20 protein-coding genes are annotated in these 19,665 nt (G+C 73.6%); 7 read left to right on the top strand and 13 right to left on the bottom strand.

From position 1 onward, the window contains the following. Positions 1-50: 50 nt before the first annotated feature. Entirely contained in the window at positions 51-1,571 is a 1,521-nt protein-coding gene (locus APR04_RS17275; protein ID WP_253872314.1) for a S10 family peptidase, read from the bottom strand. 194 nt (positions 1,572-1,765) lie between these two features. On the opposite strand from APR04_RS17275, the gene APR04_RS17280 reads away from it, so the two are divergent. From APR04_RS17280 to APR04_RS17295, 4 genes are read left to right on the top strand one after another with little or no spacing between them, the layout of a single operon-like run. After that, entirely contained in the window at positions 1,766-2,485 is a 720-nt protein-coding gene (locus tag APR04_RS17280) for a hypothetical protein (protein ID WP_253872316.1), read from the top strand. Continuing rightward, on the top strand, positions 2,478-2,780 hold the full coding sequence (locus APR04_RS17285; protein WP_253872317.1) for a transcriptional regulator: 303 nt from the start codon (positions 2,478-2,480) through the stop codon (positions 2,778-2,780). The genes APR04_RS17280 and APR04_RS17285 overlap by 8 nt, the downstream gene beginning before the upstream one ends. Next, entirely contained in the window at positions 2,777-3,625 is an 849-nt protein-coding gene (locus APR04_RS17290) for an ABC transporter ATP-binding protein (protein ID WP_253872318.1), read from the top strand. The genes APR04_RS17285 and APR04_RS17290 overlap by 4 nt, the downstream gene beginning before the upstream one ends. Continuing rightward, positions 3,622-4,395: an ABC transporter permease gene (locus tag APR04_RS17295; RefSeq protein WP_253872319.1), complete on the top strand. Its 774-nt coding sequence runs from the start codon at positions 3,622-3,624 to the stop codon at positions 4,393-4,395. The genes APR04_RS17290 and APR04_RS17295 overlap by 4 nt, the downstream gene beginning before the upstream one ends. Before the next feature lie 18 nt (positions 4,396-4,413). Here APR04_RS17295 and APR04_RS17300 read toward each other — a convergent pair whose 3' ends face one another. The 12 genes from APR04_RS17300 to APR04_RS17355 form a co-directional block, all read right to left on the bottom strand. After that, the gene (locus APR04_RS17300; RefSeq protein ID WP_308292364.1) at positions 4,414-6,873 is read right to left on the bottom strand and encodes a heavy metal translocating P-type ATPase; all 2,460 of its coding nucleotides are present in this window, start codon (positions 6,871-6,873) and stop codon (positions 4,414-4,416) included. Between the two features lie 84 nt (positions 6,874-6,957). Next, complete coding sequence (locus APR04_RS17305; RefSeq protein ID WP_253872320.1) at positions 6,958-7,266, bottom strand: heavy-metal-associated domain-containing protein; 309 nt, start codon at positions 7,264-7,266, stop codon at positions 6,958-6,960. 32 nt (positions 7,267-7,298) lie between these two features. Further along, on the bottom strand, positions 7,299-7,619 hold the full coding sequence (locus APR04_RS17310) for a metal-sensitive transcriptional regulator (RefSeq protein WP_301312647.1): 321 nt from the start codon (positions 7,617-7,619) through the stop codon (positions 7,299-7,301). A 111-nt stretch (positions 7,620-7,730) separates the two neighbouring features. Further along, positions 7,731-8,669 carry a hypothetical protein gene (locus tag APR04_RS17315; RefSeq protein WP_253872321.1) on the bottom strand — a complete coding sequence of 313 codons (939 nt, stop codon included), beginning with the start codon at positions 8,667-8,669 and terminating at the stop codon, positions 7,731-7,733. Positions 8,670-8,735: 66 nt separating this feature from the next. Further along, positions 8,736-9,371 carry a hypothetical protein gene (locus APR04_RS17320; RefSeq protein ID WP_253872322.1) on the bottom strand — a complete coding sequence of 212 codons (636 nt, stop codon included), beginning with the start codon at positions 9,369-9,371 and terminating at the stop codon, positions 8,736-8,738. Continuing rightward, on the bottom strand, positions 9,368-9,781 hold the full coding sequence (locus tag APR04_RS17325; protein WP_253872323.1) for a hypothetical protein: 414 nt from the start codon (positions 9,779-9,781) through the stop codon (positions 9,368-9,370). Before APR04_RS17325 ends, APR04_RS17320 begins: the two co-directional genes overlap by 4 nt. Next, the gene (gene eccCa / locus APR04_RS17330) at positions 9,771-13,889 is read right to left on the bottom strand and encodes a type VII secretion protein EccCa (protein WP_253872325.1); all 4,119 of its coding nucleotides are present in this window, start codon (positions 13,887-13,889) and stop codon (positions 9,771-9,773) included. The genes APR04_RS17325 and eccCa overlap by 11 nt, the downstream gene beginning before the upstream one ends. Further along, positions 13,886-14,683: a MinD/ParA family ATP-binding protein gene (locus APR04_RS17335; RefSeq protein WP_253872326.1), complete on the bottom strand. Its 798-nt coding sequence runs from the start codon at positions 14,681-14,683 to the stop codon at positions 13,886-13,888. The genes eccCa and APR04_RS17335 overlap by 4 nt, the downstream gene beginning before the upstream one ends. Then, positions 14,683-16,041 (bottom strand): EsaB/YukD family protein, encoded by a 1,359-nt coding sequence (locus APR04_RS17340; RefSeq protein WP_253872327.1) that lies wholly within the window; start codon positions 16,039-16,041, stop codon positions 14,683-14,685. The genes APR04_RS17335 and APR04_RS17340 overlap by 1 nt, the downstream gene beginning before the upstream one ends. Beyond that, positions 16,038-16,253 carry a hypothetical protein gene (locus tag APR04_RS17345; RefSeq protein WP_253872328.1) on the bottom strand — a complete coding sequence of 72 codons (216 nt, stop codon included), beginning with the start codon at positions 16,251-16,253 and terminating at the stop codon, positions 16,038-16,040. Before APR04_RS17345 ends, APR04_RS17340 begins: the two co-directional genes overlap by 4 nt. Continuing rightward, on the bottom strand, positions 16,243-17,409 hold the full coding sequence (locus APR04_RS17350; protein ID WP_253872329.1) for a DUF6177 family protein: 1,167 nt from the start codon (positions 17,407-17,409) through the stop codon (positions 16,243-16,245). The genes APR04_RS17345 and APR04_RS17350 overlap by 11 nt, the downstream gene beginning before the upstream one ends. Beyond that, positions 17,406-18,290, bottom strand: a complete 885-nt coding sequence (locus APR04_RS17355; protein WP_253872330.1) for an FHA domain-containing protein — start codon at positions 18,288-18,290, stop codon at positions 17,406-17,408. The genes APR04_RS17350 and APR04_RS17355 overlap by 4 nt, the downstream gene beginning before the upstream one ends. A 273-nt stretch (positions 18,291-18,563) precedes the next feature. Between APR04_RS17355 and APR04_RS17360 the strand changes: the two genes are divergently transcribed. From APR04_RS17360 to APR04_RS17370, 3 genes are read left to right on the top strand one after another with little or no spacing between them, the layout of a single operon-like run. Next, positions 18,564-18,899 (top strand): hypothetical protein, encoded by a 336-nt coding sequence (locus tag APR04_RS17360; protein WP_253872332.1) that lies wholly within the window; start codon positions 18,564-18,566, stop codon positions 18,897-18,899. A gap of 39 nt (positions 18,900-18,938) precedes the next feature. Further along, on the top strand, positions 18,939-19,250 hold the full coding sequence (locus APR04_RS17365; RefSeq protein WP_253872334.1) for a pore-forming ESAT-6 family protein: 312 nt from the start codon (positions 18,939-18,941) through the stop codon (positions 19,248-19,250). A 4-nt stretch (positions 19,251-19,254) separates the two neighbouring features. Then, positions 19,255-19,602 carry a DUF6507 family protein gene (locus tag APR04_RS17370; RefSeq protein ID WP_253872336.1) on the top strand — a complete coding sequence of 116 codons (348 nt, stop codon included), beginning with the start codon at positions 19,255-19,257 and terminating at the stop codon, positions 19,600-19,602. The last annotated feature ends 63 nt before the right edge of the window (positions 19,603-19,665 follow it).

Genomic DNA, 19,665 nt, shown 5'->3' on the forward strand with positions numbered 1-19,665 from the left:
CGCTGAGCGCGGGCCGCACCCACGCTCAGCGGCGGCCGCCGTCGGCCCGGTCAGTCGCGGTCGGACGCGCGCCGGACGAAGTCCGCCAGGTCCGCCGCCTGCGCCGTCCGCGACTCCGGGTGGACGTACATCATGTGCCCCGCCGGGTAGACCCGGGTCTCTATCCGGTCGCGGTAGGACGCAGGGATCGCCATCTGGTCGAGGCTGTACTCGATGGCCTCGACGGGCACACCGCCGTCGTACCGGCCCATGGCTACGTGTACCCGCAGGTGCGGGTTGATGATCATCGCCGTAGCGAGCTTGTCGGCGACGTCGACGGCCTGGCCCTCGAACTCCTTGTACGACCACGGGTGCACCTGGCGGGACAGCACCTCGTAGATCGCGTCGTGCTCGTACTCGAGCTCACCGCGCAGGTAGTGGTGCAGCGCCGCGGTGTAGGCCCCGGCGGTGGCGGTCATGAACGGGTCGTACGGCATCTGCTCGTGGAGGTAGTTGTCCGCGGGGCCGGTGAACCGGGTGTCGAGGCGGCCCGTCACGAGCCGGCGGGAGCGCAGCAGCTCCGCGTAGACACGGGTGTGCTCCAGGCGGAGGTTCGCCCGGTCCACGTAGTCCTCGCTGAGCCCGGTCAGGGACGAGATCTTGGTGACGGCGGCGGCCCGCTCGTCGTCGGGCACGCGCGCGCCGCGGGCCAGGACGGAGGCGTAGGTTCCCGCCCAGTCCCGGGCCTCGGCCACCACGTCGTCCAGCGTGCGGTCGCCGAGGAGGCCGTGGTACTGCGCCGTCGCGGCGTAGAGCGGCAGGAACAGCGGGTGCGGCAGGTTGGAGCGCTCGCCGTCGAACAGGGCCTCCAGGTTCAGCGCCGGGGCCACCAGCATGACGCCGTTGAAGAACATCCCGAAGCGCTGCTGCAGGTACTCGGCGAGGGCAGCGCCCCGGGTCCCGCCGTACGACTCGCCGATCAGGAACTTGGGGCTCATCCACCGGTCGTTGCGGCTCGTCCACAGGCGGATGATCTCGCCGACCGACTCGAGGTCGCCCGTGAACCCGTGGAACGGCTTGGCCTGCTCGCCCTCGGTGGCGCGGGAGAAGCCGGTCGAGACGGGGTCGATGAACACGAGGTCGGAGACGTGCAGCAGCGTCTCCAGGTTGTCGACCAGCCTGTACGGAGGCGGGGTCAGGTTGCCGACGTCTCCCGAGTCGACCCGCCGGGGTCCGAGCAGGCCCAGGTGCAGCCACACCGACGACGAGCCGGGGCCGCCGTTGAACGCGAACGTCACCGGACGGCGCGTCACGTCGGTGTCGCGGGGCTCCGAGCCCGGCGCGGAGTCGAGCGTGTAGTACGTGATCGAGACCTCGGCCTTGGCCTTGCGCCCGTCGTACTTGTCCTCGGTGAGCACCTCCTGGCGCAGCACGATCCGGCCGGTCGTCGCCGTGTAGGAGAGGTCACCCTGCGGGGTGTGCAGCGTGTGGCTCGTGGTGACGAGGTCGTCGGTGGGTTCGGGCTTCTCCGCCGCCCTCGAGGTGTTCGTCGTCGCGGGGTCGGTCTGCGTCGTCTTCTCGTCGTCCGTCACGCGGGGGAACCTACCGCGCCGGGTGCGGCGACCTCCAGGGCGAATGTGTTCGGCAGCTCGTCAGGAGATCGGTAGTCCGGGCTACCGACCACCTGACATCTTGCCGACCACACCGGGGACTGAATTACCTTGCGCGCGACGCTCATCTTGTGCAAACTGGTTTGCAGGACAAACCGAACGACGAGGTGGAGACGATGGCAGACCACGACAACCCAGCGGGCGAGCGGGCTCGGGCGGGCGACGACCCGGAGGCGGGGTCGGACCGCGGGCTGAGCCCTGCCGAGACGCTCCGGATGATCCGGCAGCAGCAGGAGGCGGCCCGGGACGCCACCGAGCCCGACGGTCGCCTGCTGTTCGGGGTCTGGGGCCTCGCCTGGCTGGTCGGGTACCTGGCCATGTGGACCAGCGCCCGCGACACGGGCACCCCCGAACGCTGGGCCGGCTGGGTGCTCGCCGGCTGCATCGTCGGCGCGATGGCGTTCACGATCGTGCACAGCATCACGCGGACCGCCGGCACACGCGGAGCGAGCGCCCGGATCGGCGCGTTGTACGGGTGGACCTGGTTCCTGGCCTTCACGACGTTCGGCGTCCTGATCGGCGCCATGGGCGACGCCGGTGCTCCGCCGGAGGTGATGGCGATCGCCGCCAACGGGGTCGCGTGTCTCATCGTCGGCATCATGTACATCGCGGGTGGCCTCCTCTTCGACGAGAACCGCATGTCCGCCGTCGGCGCGTGGATGCTCGTCACGGCGGCGCTCGCGGCGTTCGCGGGCATGCCGAACACCTACCTCGTGATGGCGGTCGCGGGCGGCGGCGGCTTCCTGGCCATGGTCGTGGTGGAGCAGGGGATCCGTGCCCGGCGCAGGTCGACCGGAGCCGTGGCCGCGACGCCGGGCGGTGGGCGGGATGCCTGACGAGCTCGACCCCGTCATCCACGCCCCCGCGCGCCTGCGGGTGGTGGCCTCGCTCGCGGCCCTCGGCCGCGGGGACGAGGTGGCTTTTCCCAAGCTGCGCAAGCTGCTCGACATGACCGCCGGAAACCTGTCGACCCACCTGCGCAAGCTGGAGGACGCCGGGTACGTGCGGGTCACCAAGACGCACGAGGGCAGGATGCCTGCTACCTACCTGGCCCTCACCGAGACCGGCCGCACCGCGTTCGCGGACTACCAGGCGGCACTGATGGACCTTCTGAAGGGAGTACAGGGATGAGTGCGGTAGAGGTCAGAGGGGTGACCCGGCGCTTCGGCGACGTCGTCGCTCTCGACGACGTCTCGCTGGAGGTGGGACCCGGCGAGCTGGTGGGCATGCTCGGCCCCAACGGGGCCGGCAAGTCGACGCTGCTGTCGCTGGTCAGCGGCCAGCGCAAGCCCGATACGGGCGTGGTGCGCCTGGACGGCCGCGACCCGCGGGACGCCCGCACGCGCACGGTGCTCGGCCTCACCCCGCAGGAGACCGGGCTGCCCGCGACGCTGCGGGTGCGTGAGGTGGTCGACTTCGTGGGGGGCCACTATCCCGACCCGGTCCCGACGGGCGAGCTGCTGGAGCAGTTCGGGCTCGCCGACCTGGGCAAGCGCCAGACCGGCTCGCTGTCCGGCGGGCAGAAGCGCCGGCTGGCCGTCGCGATGTCCCTCGTGGGCAGGCCGAGCGTCGTGCTGCTCGACGAGCCAACCACCGGGCTCGACGTGTCCGGCCGCACCGCCCTCTGGGACGCCATCCGGGAGTACCACGCGGGCGGCGGAACGGTGCTGCTCACCTCGCACTACCTGGAGGAGGTGCAGGCCCTCGCCGAGCGCGTGGTCGTGATCGACCACGGGAAGGTGCTCGCGGACGACTCCCTTGAGGAAGTCCTCAGCCGGGTGGGCGTGCGCAGGGTGCAGCTCACCGACGCCGCCGGGGCGCGGCAGGAGCACCTCGTCCCCGACTCGGACGCCTTCGTACGTGACCTGGTCACCTCCGGCACGGAGTTCCGCGACCTGGAGATCCGGGGCGCGTCGCTCGAGGAAGCGTTCGGACAGCTGGTCAACCACGAGGCCCCGGAAGGAGCACTGCGATGAGCGCGACGACCCAGACCCAGCCCTTCCTGGCGCTGTCCTGGCTGCACCTGAAGTACCAGTTCCTGGAGACCGTCCGGGTCCCCATCTCGGTGATCGGGAACGTGCTGTTCCCCTCGCTGTCCATGTTCTTCTTCGTCGTGCCGCAGACCGAGGTCGCCGGAAACCCCGAGTGGGCAACGACCGCCGTCGCCGGCCTCGGCCTGTTCGCCGTGTGCTCGGCCAGCCTGTTCACCTACGGGCTGGGCGTGGCCGAGGACCGGCAGCTGCCGTTCTACCCGTTCCTGCGGTCCTTGCCCGCCGGGCCCGGCCCGCAGATGGTGGCGCGGGTGCTGAACGGCGGCATCTTCTCGCTGTTCGGCCTGCTGCCGCTGATCCTCATCGGCTGGCTGTTCACGGCGGCCACCGTGACCATCGGGCAGCTGCTCGCCGGCATCGGGACGATCCTCGCCGTGTCCGTGCCGTTCGTGCTGCTCGGCATGGCGATCGGGTACGCGCTGTCGGCAAAGGCCGCGCTACCCGTCGTGCAGGTCATCCTGTTCCCGCTGGCCTTCGCGGGCGGGCTGTTCCTGCCGCCCCAGATGTTCCCCGGCTGGCTGGACGCGATCTCGCAGGCCACGCCCACACGCGCCGGCCGCGACCTGCTGGTCCAGGCCACCACGGGGGCGGAGGCCTACACCCTGGCCCTCCCGGTCCTGGCCGGATGGACCCTGCTGTTCATTGCCCTGGCCGTCCGCTCCTACCGCACTGACGAGGGCCGCCGCTTCCGCTGACCCTCACAAAAAAGCGGGTCAGGAGGCGCTGCGGAGGCGAAGGGAGTTCGCCACCACCAGGACGCTGCTCAGCGCCATCGCTCCGCCCGCGACCATCGGGCTGAGCAGCCCGGCCGCCGCCAGCGGGAGCGCCGCGACGTTGTACGCGAACGCCCAGAACAGGTTCTGCTTGATGATCCGCAGAGTCTTCCGGGATAGGCGCACGGCGCTCGCGGCGGCCCGCAGGTCGCCACGGACCAGCGTGATGTCGCTCGCCTCGATCGCGACGGCGGTGCCGGTGCCCATCGCCAGACCGAGGTCGGCGGTGGCGAGGGCGGCGGCGTCGTTCACGCCGTCGCCCACCATAGCCACCGTGCGCCCCTCCGCCTGGAGCCGGGCCACCACGGTGGCCTTCTCGGCGGGCAGCACGCGGGCGATCACATCCGCCTCGGGGATGCCGACGGCCAGCGCCGCCACACGGGCGGCACCCGCGGAGTCCCCGGTCAGCAGGTAGGGGCGCAGGCCCAGCTCCTTGAGCTCGGCCACGGCACGGGCCGACGTCGGCCTGGCCCGGTCGCGCAGCGTGATCACCCCGCCGGCGGTGCCGTTCCAGGCCACGGCCACGGCGGTCGCCCCGGCCTCCTCCTGCTGCCCGACGGCGGCGCGTACCTCCGCAGGGACGGTCACCCCCTGGTCCGCGAGCCAGGCGGGACGGCCCACCAGTACCCGACGGGTGTTCAGCGCCCCGCCCAGGGCCAGGCCGGAGTGCGCGCGCCGGACGAGCCCTTCGACACCACCGCCCGCGTGGGCGATGAAGCCGGTGACCTCGAGGGGCGTCTCGGTGTCCGGCTCGCCGGCGGCCCGTCCCGCCGCGGTGATCGCCTGCGCGATGGGGTGCTCGCTCAGCGACTCGACGGCGGCGGCGTACCGGAGGACGTCGGGCGCGTCGGTGAGGTGGTTGGCGTCGTCGGGGGCCTCGACAGGCTGGACCACCGGACGGGCGGGCGCAGCCACCGATGGGGGCTGCCGGGTCCCGGCGCCCCACACGTCGACCACTCGCATGCGGCCCTCGGTGACCGTGCCGGTCTTGTCGAGCACCACGGTGTCGACGCGCCGCGTGCTCTCCAGGATCTCCGGTCCGCGGATCAGCACGCCGAGCTGGGCGCCGCGGCCCGTGCCGACCAGGATCGCGGTGGGAGTGGCCAGCCCCAGCGCGCACGGGCACGCGATGATCAGGACCGCGACGGCGGCGGTGAACGCGGCCTCGACGTCGCCGGTCACGGCGAGCCAGGCCGCGAGGGTTAGCACCGCGAGCACCAGCACCACCGGCACGAACACCGCGGAGATCCGGTCCGCGAGCCGTGCGACGGGTGCCTTGCCCGTCTGCGCCTGCGCGACGAGCCGCCCGATACGGGCCAGCATGGTGTCCTCGCCCACGCGGGTGGCGCGCACCAGCAGGTGTCCGGAGGTGCTCACCGTGCCGCCCACGACGTCGTCCCCCTGTGCCACGTCGACCGGTACCGGTTCGCCCGTGACCAGGGAGGTGTCGAGGGCGGTGGTGCCCTCCACCACCGTGCCGTCCGTGGCGACCGTTCCGCCGGGGCGTACCGCGAAGACGTCCCCGACCTGCAGTGCGGTGATCGGCACCGCGGTGGTGCGCCAGCCGCCGTCGGGCAGGAGCATGGGGGTGCCGTCGAGGCCGAGGGCGAGGCGCTCCGCGTCCTTGGCGCCGAGGCTGAGGAGGGCCCGCAGCGCATCGCCCGCGCGGCGCCGCGACCGGTGCTCCGCGTACCGGCCGGCCAGGAGGAACGTGGTGACCACGGCGCCGACCTCGAAGTACAGGCCGGGACCAGCACCGGCCCCCGCCGGCCGGAGGGCGCCGGCGACCAGGACCCAGAGCGACCAGAGGGTCGCCGCGAGCACGCCGATCGACACCAGCGTGTCCATCGTGGAGCTCGCGTGCCGCGCGGCGCGGGCGGCGGCGGTGTGGAACGGCCAGGCGCCCCACGCGACGACGGGAAGCGCCAGCGCGGCGACCACCCACTCGCTGCCCGGGAAGAACAACGCCGGGACCATCGACAGCAGCAGCACCGGGACGGTCAGCACCGCCGAGACGCGCAGACGGCGCAGCAGGTCGGCGCCGCGATACTCGGCATCGGCACCAGCACCGGCACCGGCGGGTGCGCCGCGGCCCTCGCCGGACGCACCCTCGGTGCCCGACGCTTCCTCGGTGCCGGACGGCGCGGCCCTGTTCGGTGTCCGACGCCGCGTCACGCGCGCCTCGTACCCGGCCGACTCGACGGCGCCGACCAGGTCCTGGTCCGTGACCTGCGTCGAGAGCACGACGTGGGCCGACTCCAGGGGCAGGTTGACGGTGGCGGCGACGCCGTCGAGCCGGTTGAGCCTGCGCTCGACCCGGGCGACGCACGAGGCGCAGGTCATCCCGGACACGGCGAGCTCCACCTCGCCGACGGGGTGCTCTGCCTCAGCGGTGGTCACGGATTCTCCTCGGGGCTGGCCGGTATCGCCCAGCGGAGGTCGTCCACAGGCCTGGCGGGGTGCGGGTCGTGCGTGGTCGAGCGGTCAGGACGAGACGATCGGCAGCGTCCGGTTGGCCTGGCGGGCCGGGGCCTGCGCGGCGGACTCGGCGGCGACGGCGTTCTCGAGCACGTCGACGTCGGTCACGTCGTAGCCGGCCTCGTCGATGGCCTCCCGCAGCGGCGCCTCGGCGAGCGGCAGCCTCGAGATCACGCGCACCAGGGACTCGGCGCCGACGTGCAGCTCCACGCTGACGTCCTGGACCTCCGGGACGTTCCGCAGCTCGTTGGTCACAGCGGACACGCAGTGCCCGCAGGTCATCCCGGTCACGGCAAGCTTGGTCACGGTGGGCATGTCATCTCCTCGGATCGCGTGCTGGTTGGCGTTCACATGCGGACGAGGCGGGCGATGGCCTCGGAGGCTTCCTTGACCTTGGCGGCGCCCTCGTCGTCGGACGCCTTGGCCGCGTCCACGACGCAGTGCCCCAGGTGGTCCTCGACGAGGGCGAGGCTCACCGCTTGCAGGGCCTTGGTCACCGCGCTGACCTGAGTGAGCACGTCGATGCAGTACTCGTCCTCGTCGATCATGCGCGCTATACCGCGTACCTGCCCCTCGATACGGCGCATCCGCTTGAGGTACGCGGGCTTGTCGGACGCGTACCCGTGGGGCCCGTCGTGCGGGTGGGTGGTCTCGGTCGCCTCGGTCATCACTCCATGAGATACCCCATGGGGGTAGCGAGTCAAGTGTGCTGGCCAGAGCCGCGGCGGCGCCCGGTCGACCGGCGGTCGACCGGCGGTCGGTCGGCGGTCGGTCGGCGGTCAGCCGGCGGAGCTGGCGGTGGCCCAGGACCGCGGCGCCAGCTGCACGGTCTGGGAATCGCGGAGCGCGTCGGCAGGGACCTGCATCTCGTAGACGCCGGCATCGATCTTCCGCAGGCCGAAGGCCTCGGCCAGGACCGAGAGGTGCTCCGTGTAGCTGACCCACAGGAGCGGGCCCTCCTCGCCCCGGTACACGTCCACGACCCGCACAGGGAGCCCCGCGACGGTCCCGGTCATGACGAGCTCGGTGAGCTCGGACAGCGCACTCATCGGGACCACCCTGCGGTAACGGCCCAGCGGCGTGCGCTCGAACCCGTCGGTCTCCTGGGCGGCGCACAGGGCGACGGACTCGCCGTCGAGCAGGGGATCGGCCGCAAAGGTGCCGCCCTGGTAGACCGCCGTCGGGCCGACCAGGCGCGACACCGGCAACGGGGCAGCGGGCGGCGTGAGCGCCGGGAGTCCTGGCGCCGCCTGCCATCCGGTCGCGGTGTCCACGAACGTTGCGACATGGGCGCGCTCGCCGACGGCGGTGACCCGGTGCAGCTCGGAGCCGGCGGGAACGCGCGAGTGGCGTACCCAGTAGACGGGCACGACATGGCCCGGCCAGGGGGCGAAGCCGGTGCCGGTGAACGGTGCGGGTTCGACGAAGGGGCCACCGGTCTTCTCCGCGCCCTCCTTGTCGTTCCCGCCGATCGCGTCCTCGACGTGCATCTGCGGCTGTGCGGGGAAGAGCAGCACGTGGATCTCGGCATCGTCGGCGCTGAACGGGCTGCCGTCGAACCCGAGCGCGTGGGCCTGGAACAGCGCGGCCGGGGTGGCGGCCTCGAGCCCGTCCGCGGCCCGCAGGGTAAATCCGGACACGCGGTCGAACCCGGACCTCAGGTAGCTGTCGAGCTGCTGCGGCGTCACGGCCTTCTGCAGGATCGTCTGGTTGCTCACTGCTCTCCCTCGTCGGGGCCGTCGGGGCCCGGGCGCTCGACGCCGGACTTGCTACGTGGCAGCACGCTATCCGATCGGGCCGGACGCCAGCGGGCCGCGGGCCGCCCTGCTGCCGGCGGAATATGCCCGCGCGAGCGCCTCGACGGCGACAGCGAGCACGGCGTCCCGGGCCGGGGCGCCGAGGAGGTCGTCGCGCACGGCACCGGGCGCGGTGAGCGCGACGTCGTACGGCAGCCCCAGATCGTCCGGGACCCGGCGGGAGCTGCGGTGCAGCCACGCCGTGTCGATCCCGACCAGGAGTGCGCCGGGCAGCCCTGCGGCCGCTCGGTCCGCGAGGTGCAGCCCTTCCGGGTGCCACGGCGCCACCACCAGCGGCACGGCGCCCGGCGCGCGCGCGGGCGTCTCGCCCGGCAGCAGCGCGGTGGCCCCGGCGCACTCGACCGAGACCTGGGCCATGCTGGGTGCCGCCCACGCCCAGGCGTCCGGCGGGTCGCCTGCGCGCTCGGCCAGCGTGCCACCGGTGTGGTCGACCAGGGCGACACGGCCCGGCCGCGCTCGTGCGACGACCCGGGCGACGAGGGCCGCGAGCGTGGTGGCACCCACACCGCCCGCGACACCCGCGACGACGACGCGCGCGGTGCGCGGACCCAGGTCGGCCGCGAGCCACTGCTGCGCGGCGAGGTCGTCCGGCGGGGCCGTCACGGGACGTCCCTGTACGTGTCGTCCTGGACCACGCAGGTACCGCCGACGTACCGCGCGATCGACTCGCACACGGTGTTGCCCAGCTCGCCCACCTCGGTCAGGGGCGCGTGCGCCTCGGTCCAGGTCGGCAGGGACTCGGGAGTGCTGTCCGGCCCCGCGTCCCGTGCGGCCTCCAGCAGCTCGGGGCTCACCGGCACGCCGGGCAGCAGCCGCTCGATCTCGTCCGGCGCGCGGAGCAACGCCGGCTGTCCGATCGAGACGACCAGCTGCTCGTCGTCGTTCAGGAGCTGGGTGAACGCGCCGTGCGCGATGACGCGGATGAACAGGTGGGGGTCCACCTCCCTCGCGCCCCGGATCACGTCCTCGAGGGTGACCGGGCGTGGCGCCAGGATGACGATCTCACGAGGCACGGTTGCCCCCATCTGTTGTCGCGGTGGCGGGCGGTGCGGTGGTGGGCGGTGCGGCGAGCCACGGGCGCCCCACCTGGACCAGCACGGGGCGTTCGCCCCGGCGGGCCCACACACCCCGGCCCGGCGGGAGGTGCTCGGCGCGGACGCCCGGGAACAGCTGCCCCTCGGACCGCTCACCGGACATGACGAACCCGCTGGCCCCGATGTCCCGCAGAGCCTGCAGCACCGGGTCGTACAGCGCGCGGGACGCGCCGGCGACCGGGCGGGAGATGATCACGTGCAGGCGCAGGTCGCGCGCTGCGGGCAGGTACCGGAGCAGGGGCCGCAGGGGATCGGTGCCGCCCGAGGAGAGGATGTCCTCGTCGTCCACCACCACCACGATGCGGGGGCCTTCGATTCCCGTGCCGCGCGGCGCACTGCCGAGCGACTGCGTCCGCTTCTCCAGCTCGACGGCCACGGTCGCCGACAGCTCGAGAGCCTTGATGGGGTTGGTCGCGAGCCCGCCGATGTACTCGTCGTCCGGGACGACGTCGGCCACGGAGCTCCGCATGTCGTACAGCGCCAGCGTGAGCTCGTCCGAGGTGTTCCGGTCGGTCAGGGCCGTGACCAGGGTGCGCAGCAGCGTCGAACGGCCGCTGCCCGAGTCGCCAAGCACGAGCAGGTGCTGGTCCTTGTTCTCGAGGTCCAGCAGCGCCGGCTGCATGGTGTCCTGACGAAGGCCGAAGGGGAGCCGATCGGGCTCGTCCAGCGGGTCCGGCAGATCGTCGGACGACAGGTCGTCGGGCAGCATCCGGATGGGTGGCGCGGCCGGGCCCGCCCACGCCTCGGCGGAGAGCCGCGCCAACGCCTCCACGCCGTCGCCTGCCCGCGCGCCCGCCTCGTCCGACCAGCCGGGCGTCTCCAGCAGCGGGAGCGCCACCTGCGCGAACAGCTTGTCGTCGGTCAGCACCCGGCCCGCCTGCCCGGCCCGGATCGTGCCGTTGAGCTTGCGCGCGATCGTCGAGTCGGCAGGATCGTTGAGCCGCAGCTCCACCTTGGTGCCGATCAGGTTCTGCTGCGCGGACCGCAGGTCGTTCCAGCGCCCCGTCGCCACGACCACGTGCATGCCGAACCCGCCGCCGCGCTGCAGGAGCTCGCCGAACCCCTCCTCCAGCTCCTCGAAGTCCTGGCGCAGCAGCCCCACGCCGTCCACCAGGAGCACCACGTCGGCCGCGGGCAGCTCCGGGATCCCGCCCGTGGCGTGCCGCGCGCGCAGCATCGCCAGCGAGTCGATCCGGTACCGGGCGAACATCCGCTCGCGGGTGGCCAGCATGCCGAGCAGCTCCTCGAGAAGCCGCCGCAGCTGGTCCCGGCGGGACCGGGTGGCGACCCCGCCCACGTGCGGGAACCCCCCGATGCGGGCCAGCCCGCCACCGGCCAGGTCCATCCCGTAGACGGCTACCTGCTGCGGCGTGTGGGTGAGCGCGAGGCCGACGGCGACCGACCACAGGAACGTCGTGCGACCGGACTGCGGTGCGCCGAGCGCGACGAGGTGCCCGCCCGCGCGGGTCAGGTCGAGCTCCCACGTCTCCTGGCGCTGGCGGGCCGGGTCGTCCAGCAGCCCGACCGGCACGGCCAGCGGGCGGCCGCGCACCGCGGCGCTCCCCAGCTCGTCCGACGTCGGTACGTGCGTCCGGCCCAGCACGTCGCCGAGGGTGACCTGGGCGGGCAGCGGGGCGAGCCACACCGGCCGCGCCCGCGCGCCGGCTGCGGCGAGCTGCGCCACGATGACGTCGACCATCGGCTTCTCGACCGACGGCCGGGCCAGCTCCGGCTCGCCGACGCTCGACCCCGCGGCAGCGATCCCGTTGGCTCGCCGGATGTCGTTGTACTGCCCCAGCAGCAGCGGACGGCGCAGCTGGTCGTCCGGCTCCGGCGCCGAGCCGGCGGCCTCGACGGGGCCGGACACGTACCCCGCGCGGAACCTCCGGTACACGCTCGTGTCGACCTTGAGGTATCCGAACCCCGGCACAGCGGGCAGGTGGAACGCGTCGGGGGTGTCCAGCACCATCGACGACTCCGCCTCCGAGAAGGTCCGCAGCCCGATCCGGTACGACAGGTACGTCTCCAGGCCACGCAGCCGCCCGGCCTCGATCCGCTGGCTCGACAGCAGCAGGTGTACGCCGATCGACCGCCCGATCCGGCCGATCATGAGCAGCAGGTCCACGAACTCCGGCTCCGCCGTGAGCAGCTCGCCGAACTCGTCGATGACCAGCAGCAGGTGCGGCAGCGGTTCCAGGTCGGGGCGCTCGCGCCGCATCTCGCGGTAGTGGGTGATCGACGGCGACCCGGCGTCGCGCAGCACCTGCTGGCGGCGCAGCACCTCGCCGGAGAAGCTCGCGCGGGCCCGTTCGGTGAGCCCCGCGTCGTCGGCCAGGTTGTCCAGGATCCCGGCCACGTGGGGCAGGCCCTCGAACGGCGCGAACGCGGCGCCGCCCTTGTAGTCCACCAGGATCATCGCCAGGTCCTCGGGCGGGTGGGACGCGGCGAGCGAGGCGACGAGCGTGCGCAGCAGCTCGCTCTTGCCGGAACCGGTGGCGCCCACGCACAGGCCGTGCGGGCCCATGCCGAGCTGGGCGGACTCCTTGAGGTCCAGCAGCACGGGCGCGCCGTCGTCGTCCATGCCGATCGGCACGCGCAGGAAGTCCCGCGGCGACCGCGGCCCCCACAGCGCGGGGACGTCCAGGTGCGTGACGTCGTCGACCCCGAGCAGCTCGTCCGTGCGCGCCGCGCGTTCGGCGGACGGTGAGCCGTCGGCGGACGACACGCTGAGCCGCACCGGGGCGAGGGCGTGGGCGATCCCCCGCAGCACCGCGGCGCTCGGGGCGTCCGGCGCCGCGCGGACCGGGGGCGGCGCCTGGGCGGCCAGGCCGTACCGCAGGTCGTCGACGACGAGCTCGACGTTGCCGTCGGACCCACCCGGCGAGCCCATCGAGCCCGTGGCGCCCGTCGCGCGCGCGGTGACGCGCAACGCGGTCTCCGAGGGTTCGTGCAGTCGGTTGGAGACGAGATGGATCACGGTGACGCCGAGGTCTGCGAGGCCCAGCGCGACGTCGGGGCTGCCGAAGGGCTGGGCGGTGTCGCCCCACCCGTCGACGACGACGATCAGCCGCGGACCGCGGTCGGCCGCTCCCGGCCCCGACCGTCGGTGCGCCTCAGCGGCGCGTGCGGCGCGGCCCTGCAGGTCCGCGCCCAGCAGGCGGCGCAGGCCGGCCGGGTCGGGCGCGATGCGTCGCACGGCGGCGGGCCCGTCGAAGGCCGTGTCGTCCACGACGTGGGGCAGCAGGTCCATCCCGCGCCAGTCGGCCAGCCGGTCCGGTGGGGCGACCAGGGCGACGCGCACGTCGTCGGGGGCGTGCAGGGCGGCGACCTGAGCGAGCATCGCGTGCACGACGTCGAGGGTCTCCGCGCGCGTGCCCACCACTGCGACGTCGCCGACGCTGTCCAGAGGGACCACCACGGGGACGTGCCGCAGGCGCGAGTGGCGGTCCACGACGCTCCGCGCCTCGGCCAGCAGCATGGGGTCCGGCGGCTCGGCCGGGCTGTCGGTCAGCGGCATCGTGAGACCGGGACGCGGCACATCGCCGACACCCACCCGGACCTCCAGGAAGTCCGGGTCCCAGCGCCGCCGTTCCCACAGCCGGGCGGGGTCGCGGACGACGTCGAGCAGCGCCTCAGGGGCCGGGTGCACCGTGTGCGCCTCGGCGCGGGCGGCGTGCTCAGCGGTGCGCAGGTCGGCGCGCAGCGTCTCCAGATGGTCCAGGTAGCGCTCGCGCTGGTCGTGTCGGGTACGGGTGGCGTTGCCGCGCTGGCTGAGCGCCGTGCCCAGTCCGCCGACCAGGGCCACGACCAGCACGACGAGCGCGACCAGCACCATCACCGGGTTGTTGCGCAGCACCAGCATCATCGTCATCGACGACACCGCGCCGACCAGCGGCAGCAGCGCCTGCATGGGCAGCCCGGCGACGTTGCCGCTGCCGACGGCCGGCGGTGTGGCCAGGGTGCGCTCCGGCGGCGCCGCGAGCGGGCGCACGGTACGGGCGGGGCGGTGCACGATCCGTTGTGTCATGCCGACCTCGCCTCGGTGAGCAGGTGCGCGGCCGTCTGCGCGACGGCGGCGCGGGTCTGTGCGTCGAGCTGCGGCAGGGGCGTCCCGAGCGACCGTGCCGCGGCATGGTCGTGCGGCACCGCCAGCGACCCGGGCCGCGCGCTGTGCACGAAGGGCGGTTCGCCGGGCGCCACCCCGACCAGGACGAGCACCACCGGGGCGTGGGGGAGCGCGCCGCGGAGGCTGTCGGCCAGGGCCCGGCCGGCGGCGAACGCCCCGGCGTCGGTCCGGGCGACGACGGCGGTCACGTGCGACTCGGCGGCGAGCTGAGCGGCGTCGTCTGGGGTCCGCCGTCCGGCGTCGGTCACGACCACCTCGAAGAACCGGCCAAGGGCCGCCGCCGCATCGGTCCAGAGGGAGAGGTGCGGCGGCCAGCTGGACGCCCCGGCGAGATGCAGACCGGGCCGGGCCTCCCGCGTGGCCTCTCGGGCGTCGGCGAGGGACCGGACGGGGGTGCCGTAGGCGACGTCGTCGAGCGCCGGGGCATCGTCGACCTCCAGGCGTGTACGCAGGGCGGACGGCCCGCCCGCCGCATCGAGCGCCAGGACGGGCCCGGTGCGCCGCCGCGCGAGGGTCAGGGCGACTGCCGAGGCGAGGGTGGTGGTCCCCGTGCCGCCGTCGGCCGCCAGGAACGTGATGCGCCGGCTGGTGCCCACCGGCGCGCGCACGGCGGTGTCCCAGGCGGCGGCGTCCTGCGCGAACCGGCCGGCGCCGCGCAGGACGGCGCGGAACGTGACAGCGGTGCCGGTCTCCATCAGAAGACCCCGAGCAGCAGCTCGTAGACACCGAACACGCCGAGCACCGCCGGCACCACGACCAGCATCGCGAACAGCTCCAGCACGTCCCCGGCCCGGCGCCAGCGCGCACGCTGCTGCGCGTTCGGCGTGCGAGACACCATGAACGTCACGAGCAGGGCCAGGGCACCGAGGACGACGGCGGTGAGCGTGGGCCGTCCACCCAGAGCGGCGAGGGCGCCGATGACCGTCGAGGCCGCCACCGCGCCCCACAGGGAGGCGACCTGGGCGGTGAGCGGCAGCGGACGCACGCGGAGGGCCGCGACGAGGAGCACCGCGATGCCGAGCAGCCACGACCAGCCCGTCGGGGTGGAGAGCAGGACTGCCGCGGCGAAGGCGAGCGCGATCCCGGCGGCGACGGTCGTCCAGGTCAGGGCACGGTAGGCCTCCTCGAGGGAAGGGACCACCACCTGCCGGTCGGGGGTGTCGCCCTCGAGCGTCGCGTCGTCCAGGCGGTGCACACCCGACGTGCTCAGCGCGACAGCGGGCAGCACCCCCAGGAGCATCGCGGCGACCGCTGCGACGACGGCGGCAGCCCGGTCGGACCCGAGGTCGAACCCGACCGGGACCGAGGCCACGAGGACCAGGCCGATGCCGGTTCCCGCGCCGGCGAGCATCCCCCGGCTGCGATGGGAGACACCGGCGGCCCACAGCGCACAGCAGGCGACGGCGAACGCGACGATCCCGGCGAGCTGGAGCGCCGCCCTGTCCGGGACGGGACCGACCAGGTCCGCCACGGGCGGGAGCGCGGCGACCGCGAGGCCGAGCGCCGGGCCAAGGCCCGTCGCCGCTGAGCCGGCCGCCAGCCGGAGCCAGGCGCCGCGCTCGCGGCGGCTGCGGGCGCGCGGGGCGGAGGCGCTGAGGACCAGGAGAACCAGCACGATGATGCCGAGCATCCCCGCGGCGGTGCTGTCCGGCCCGGCGCTGTACGCGGGGACGATCCCGGCCGCGCCGGCGATCAGGCCGACGCCGACGGCCCCGGTGGCACGGCGAGCACGCTCGTCCCACTGGCCGGGCAGGTCGGCGAGCACGTCGGTCGCCGCCTCGGTGACGTCGGCGATCTCGGCGGGCGGTGGTGCGTCCTGGGTATGGACGACCCGGAGGATCTCGCCGTCCGGCAGGCCGAGGGTGTCGAGGTCACGGGAGACGTCGAGCTGGTCGCCGGTGTGCCGCACCAGGGTGACTGCCCCTTGTCCGGGCGGCTCGGCGACGAGGTCGAGGATCTGCGGGAGCAGTACTGCGAGCTCCTCGTCGGACGGCAGCACTATGTCGCCGCGGCGGGCGGAGCCCACCACCGTGACGCGGGTGAAGCGGCTCACTGGCCCAGTCCTCCGAGGTTGGCCTGCACGAACGAGTACCCGGCACAGCCGGCGCACGCCACGGCGGCGAGCACGGTGCTGCCGATCAACCGCTTGACGTTGTCGGAGACGTTCCGCCGCCCGGCGAGGTCCCCGTGCAGAAAGGCGGAGATGAGGCGTGCGCGACGGGTCTCGACGGATTCGAGCAGCTGCCTGTCCGGATCACGCGCCATCGGTGGCCACCTCTCTGAGCGGGATCTGCTGCGTGTTGCCTAGGTTCGGCGGGTTGCCCAGGCCCGGCGGGCTGCCCAGCGCGGCCAGGACGTCGTCGGCCTCCAGCCAACGCACGACCTCCGACGTCGTGCCCCAGTCCGCGTGGTCGAACGTGCCCAGCGGGAAGCGGAGGCCGGGCAGCCGCCGCTTGCCGACGCGCACCGCGTCGAAGCGGCGGGCGGCCTCGTCGAGGTCGACCTTGAGCTGGCGTACGCCGGGTGGCCCGAGCAGCATCGCCAGCGGCACGGGCGGGGCCTGTACCTCGGACGGGACCAGCAGGTCGGCACGTCCGGTGCGGGTGGTGGCCAGGAAGAACAACGGGACCGACTCTTCGGCCAGCGCGTCGAACAGCCTGGCCACCCGGTCGACGACGTCCCGCGCGGCGGCTGACCCCGACGGGCCGGCAGCGAGCTCGAGCGTGGTGGTCTCTTCAAGGCCGTCCTTGGTGCGGCGCACCAGCACGGTGCCGATCGCGCCCCTGCCCACGACGACGAGGCGCGCGGGCTCCGGCATGCGCTTCCGGGCGTCCGAGGTCAACGCGGTGCGGTCCCACGGGACGAGCGCGGGCTCGTGCCTGCCCCACGACGTCGGTGGTGCGCCGGTCAGCGTCTCGATGGCGAGCTCCGCGGTACGGCCGAGCACGGTGGTGCGGCGCGCCGAGTGCCGCACGGACAGCGAGAGGGTGATCAGCCGCGCGGTCGGGGCCGCGCGGCGGCGCTCGATCTCCCGGACGACGTCGGGATCGGTGCCGTCGGGCGTCTCGCCGAGGAAGATGCGCGAGGTGGTCTCGAGTGCGAGCGGCCCGGCCGGGTACGTGATTTCCGCGAGCCGGTCGACGCTGCGCCCGGTGCTGGCGTCGCGGGCCTTGCCGCGCGGGGCCTCGCGCACCACCCACATCCCGCCCGTGCCGAGCAGCGCGTCGCGGAGGGGCGGGGTCAGGGACGACCGCTCGTCGGTCACCAGCACGAGGCGCTTGGAGCGCTCGGTGAGCTTACGGAGCAGACCGGCTCGGGCCTCGGAGAGCCCGACGACGCGCGCGCGGGTCTCGCTGAAGATCGCGTCGTCGTACCTGAAGTCGGCCAGCGGGTGGGACCGGTTGGAGTGGGCAGTGGTCATGGTGCCTCCACACGGAACGTGCGGTTGCCGAGCTGCACGCCGCCGCCCGCCGGGGCGGCGATGGGACGGCCGGCCTCGGCGCGCTGCCGCGTGCCGTCGGCCCGCACCACCCAGGAGCCGTTGGTGGATCCGCGGTCCACGAGCCACAGCGTGGCGCCGTCCCAGCTCAGCAGGGCGTGCGTGGACGAGACGGAACGGGTGGGATCGGTGAGCTGCACGACGGCGCCGACCTCCTCGTTCGGTTGGGGCCTGGGGCGGCGGCCGAGCAGCGCGGTGCTCGCCACCTCGATGCGCTCGGCGCCGTCGGTCAGGACCGCGACGGGGACGTGCTGGGGCTGTTGGGCCTGCTGGACCTGCTGGGGTGGTGCGGGGGATGCCGGGGCGGGCGTCGGCGTCGCGAGGAGAGTCGATGTCGCGACGGGTGCCGGCGGCGTCGGACGGCGCTGTGCGAGGCGGACCGACGCGACCCCGGCGCCCGGCCAGCGGCCCGGTCCGGGCGGCGTGCCGACGAGCGCGTCCACGTAACGGGTCCGGGTCAGCAGCGCGCCGGGCGTCCCGCCGGTCTGCCGGAAGGTCCGCACGAGCAGCACGGCGACGCCCGCGACGAGGACGAGGCCGAACGGGACGGCGACCGCGGGCGGCCAGACGCCGGCGGCGCCCAGCACGACGGGCACGGCCGCCAGGACGACGAGTCCGACGTCGAGGGCGGCGGCCAGCGTCCGGTCACTGCTCGACGCCGGGGCGAGGCTCGCCAGCAGCGCGGTCGTGACCGGGCGGGAACCGACAGCCGGGGCCTCGCACCTGTCGCACCGGGGCGCACCCGGCGCGAGCACCGCACCGCAGGCGCCGCACGATCCGATCGCGGCATGTCCTGCTGTCACGGTGGCGCCCCCCACTGGTCTTCGATGTGCCGGCCAAGTCGCGGCGTGGAAGATTCTGGCACGCCAGGCGGATCTTCTGGACGAAACTCCCAACGGGGATGGATTGGCCCGAAGTCCGTCTTCTGGGGGTCGTGGACGTTTCGTGGACACGGTGAATCGCGCCCTTGTACCTTGGCCCGGAGTCTCACGCCCCCCGTACGGGATCGCTCGTGCGCTGGTGGGGCGGCCGATCGGTGGTTGTTCCGATGTGATTCCGACGTGGGGGAGCTTGCTATGAAGTTCGCAATGGGTTCGGAAGTCCTCTCGACCTTGACGAAGAAGACCGGCGCGTCCTCAGAGGACCTGGGGTCGCTGGTGCGGGAGCTGGGCGCGGCCGCTGAGCCGTTGGAGGGCAAGTTCAACGGCGCGGGTCGCGCGGCGTTCGACGCCTTCAAGGGCCGGACGGAGGAGATCTCCATCGAGCTGAACCAGGCGCTCAACGCGGTCCTGACCGGTGTCTCGGGCATGGACAGGTCGTTCAGCGAGGGCGACACGACGATGGCCGACGAGACGCGGGCGAAGCAGGGCTCTGTCTCGTTCGACGCCGCGCGTTTCGGCGCCGGCAAGTAACCGGCAGACAGCACAGAGACCAGGGGAGGGCTAAGACTCATGGCCAATGCAATGGATCGTCGGGACTACGAGCTGGGTGCGTCGACCGAGACGCAGGAGAACTTCGAGCGAGTCGCATCCCGCCTGGAGGCGCTGATCGATCAGCGCGACGGGGACGTCAAGGCCGCGATGGCCGACTACGAGGCGTCGGGCGTCTCCGAGGACTACCGGGCCAAGGAAGTGCGATGGAACACCGTCGCCGGCGAGGTCCGGGGCATCATCCGCACGCTGCGTGGTTCGCTGGAGCAGAACGACGCGACTGCCCAGGACGCGATGTCGCGCGCCCGGGCCGCGGTCGACTCGATCGGCTGACCAGATGACCGGCTATCGGGTCTCGCCGGAGGGCGTTGAGGCGACGCTGCGCACGGTCCAGGACCGTGCTCAGTCGTTGTCCACCACCCTCGGCGGACTTGAGGGGCATGTGGCCATGGCGGTGACCGGTGCCGGCGAGAGCCCGATCATCGCCGAGGCGCTCGGGACGTTCTTCAGCGGGCGGGTCGAGACATTGAGGTCCATCGGCACGCGGATCGAAGCCGGTATGACGGGCGCCGTGCAGGCGGTCGGCAGCTATGACCGCGCCGATGACGAGATGGCCCAGACGCAGACGAGTGTTGCGTCGCGGGCGACGACGTCGGGTGGGTTCTCAGGCACGACCAAGGGGTGAGTCGTGCGGCTGGTTGACGTTGCGACATGCTTCGTTGCACGCCCCTGAACGGCCACCGAGGAG

Source organism: Promicromonospora umidemergens (genome assembly GCF_024171995.1).
Lineage (GTDB): Bacteria > Actinomycetota > Actinomycetes > Actinomycetales > Cellulomonadaceae > Promicromonospora > Promicromonospora umidemergens.

Bases quoted from the DNA above. Each gene is read 5' to 3' on its own strand.
- APR04_RS17295 (WP_253872319.1), top strand. From the start codon at position 3,622: ATGAGCGCGACGACCCAGACCCAGCCCTTCCTGGCGCTGTCCTGGCTG.
- APR04_RS17350 (WP_253872329.1), bottom strand. From the start codon at position 17,409: ATGACCACTGCCCACTCCAACCGGTCCCACCCGCTGGCCGACTTCAGG.
- APR04_RS17290 (WP_253872318.1), top strand. From the start codon at position 2,777: ATGAGTGCGGTAGAGGTCAGAGGGGTGACCCGGCGCTTCGGCGACGTC.
- eccCa (WP_253872325.1), bottom strand. From the start codon at position 13,889: ATGACACAACGGATCGTGCACCGCCCCGCCCGTACCGTGCGCCCGCTC.
- APR04_RS17305 (WP_253872320.1), bottom strand. From the start codon at position 7,266: ATGCCCACCGTGACCAAGCTTGCCGTGACCGGGATGACCTGCGGGCAC.
- APR04_RS17365 (WP_253872334.1), top strand. From the start codon at position 18,939: ATGGCCAATGCAATGGATCGTCGGGACTACGAGCTGGGTGCGTCGACC.
- APR04_RS17285 (WP_253872317.1), top strand. From the start codon at position 2,478: ATGCCTGACGAGCTCGACCCCGTCATCCACGCCCCCGCGCGCCTGCGG.
- APR04_RS17335 (WP_253872326.1), bottom strand. From the start codon at position 14,683: ATGGAGACCGGCACCGCTGTCACGTTCCGCGCCGTCCTGCGCGGCGCC.
- APR04_RS17345 (WP_253872328.1), bottom strand. From the start codon at position 16,253: ATGGCGCGTGATCCGGACAGGCAGCTGCTCGAATCCGTCGAGACCCGT.
- APR04_RS17370 (WP_253872336.1), top strand. From the start codon at position 19,255: ATGACCGGCTATCGGGTCTCGCCGGAGGGCGTTGAGGCGACGCTGCGC.
- APR04_RS17310 (WP_301312647.1), bottom strand. From the start codon at position 7,619: ATGACCGAGGCGACCGAGACCACCCACCCGCACGACGGGCCCCACGGG.
- APR04_RS17280 (WP_253872316.1), top strand. From the start codon at position 1,766: ATGGCAGACCACGACAACCCAGCGGGCGAGCGGGCTCGGGCGGGCGAC.
- APR04_RS17360 (WP_253872332.1), top strand. From the start codon at position 18,564: ATGAAGTTCGCAATGGGTTCGGAAGTCCTCTCGACCTTGACGAAGAAG.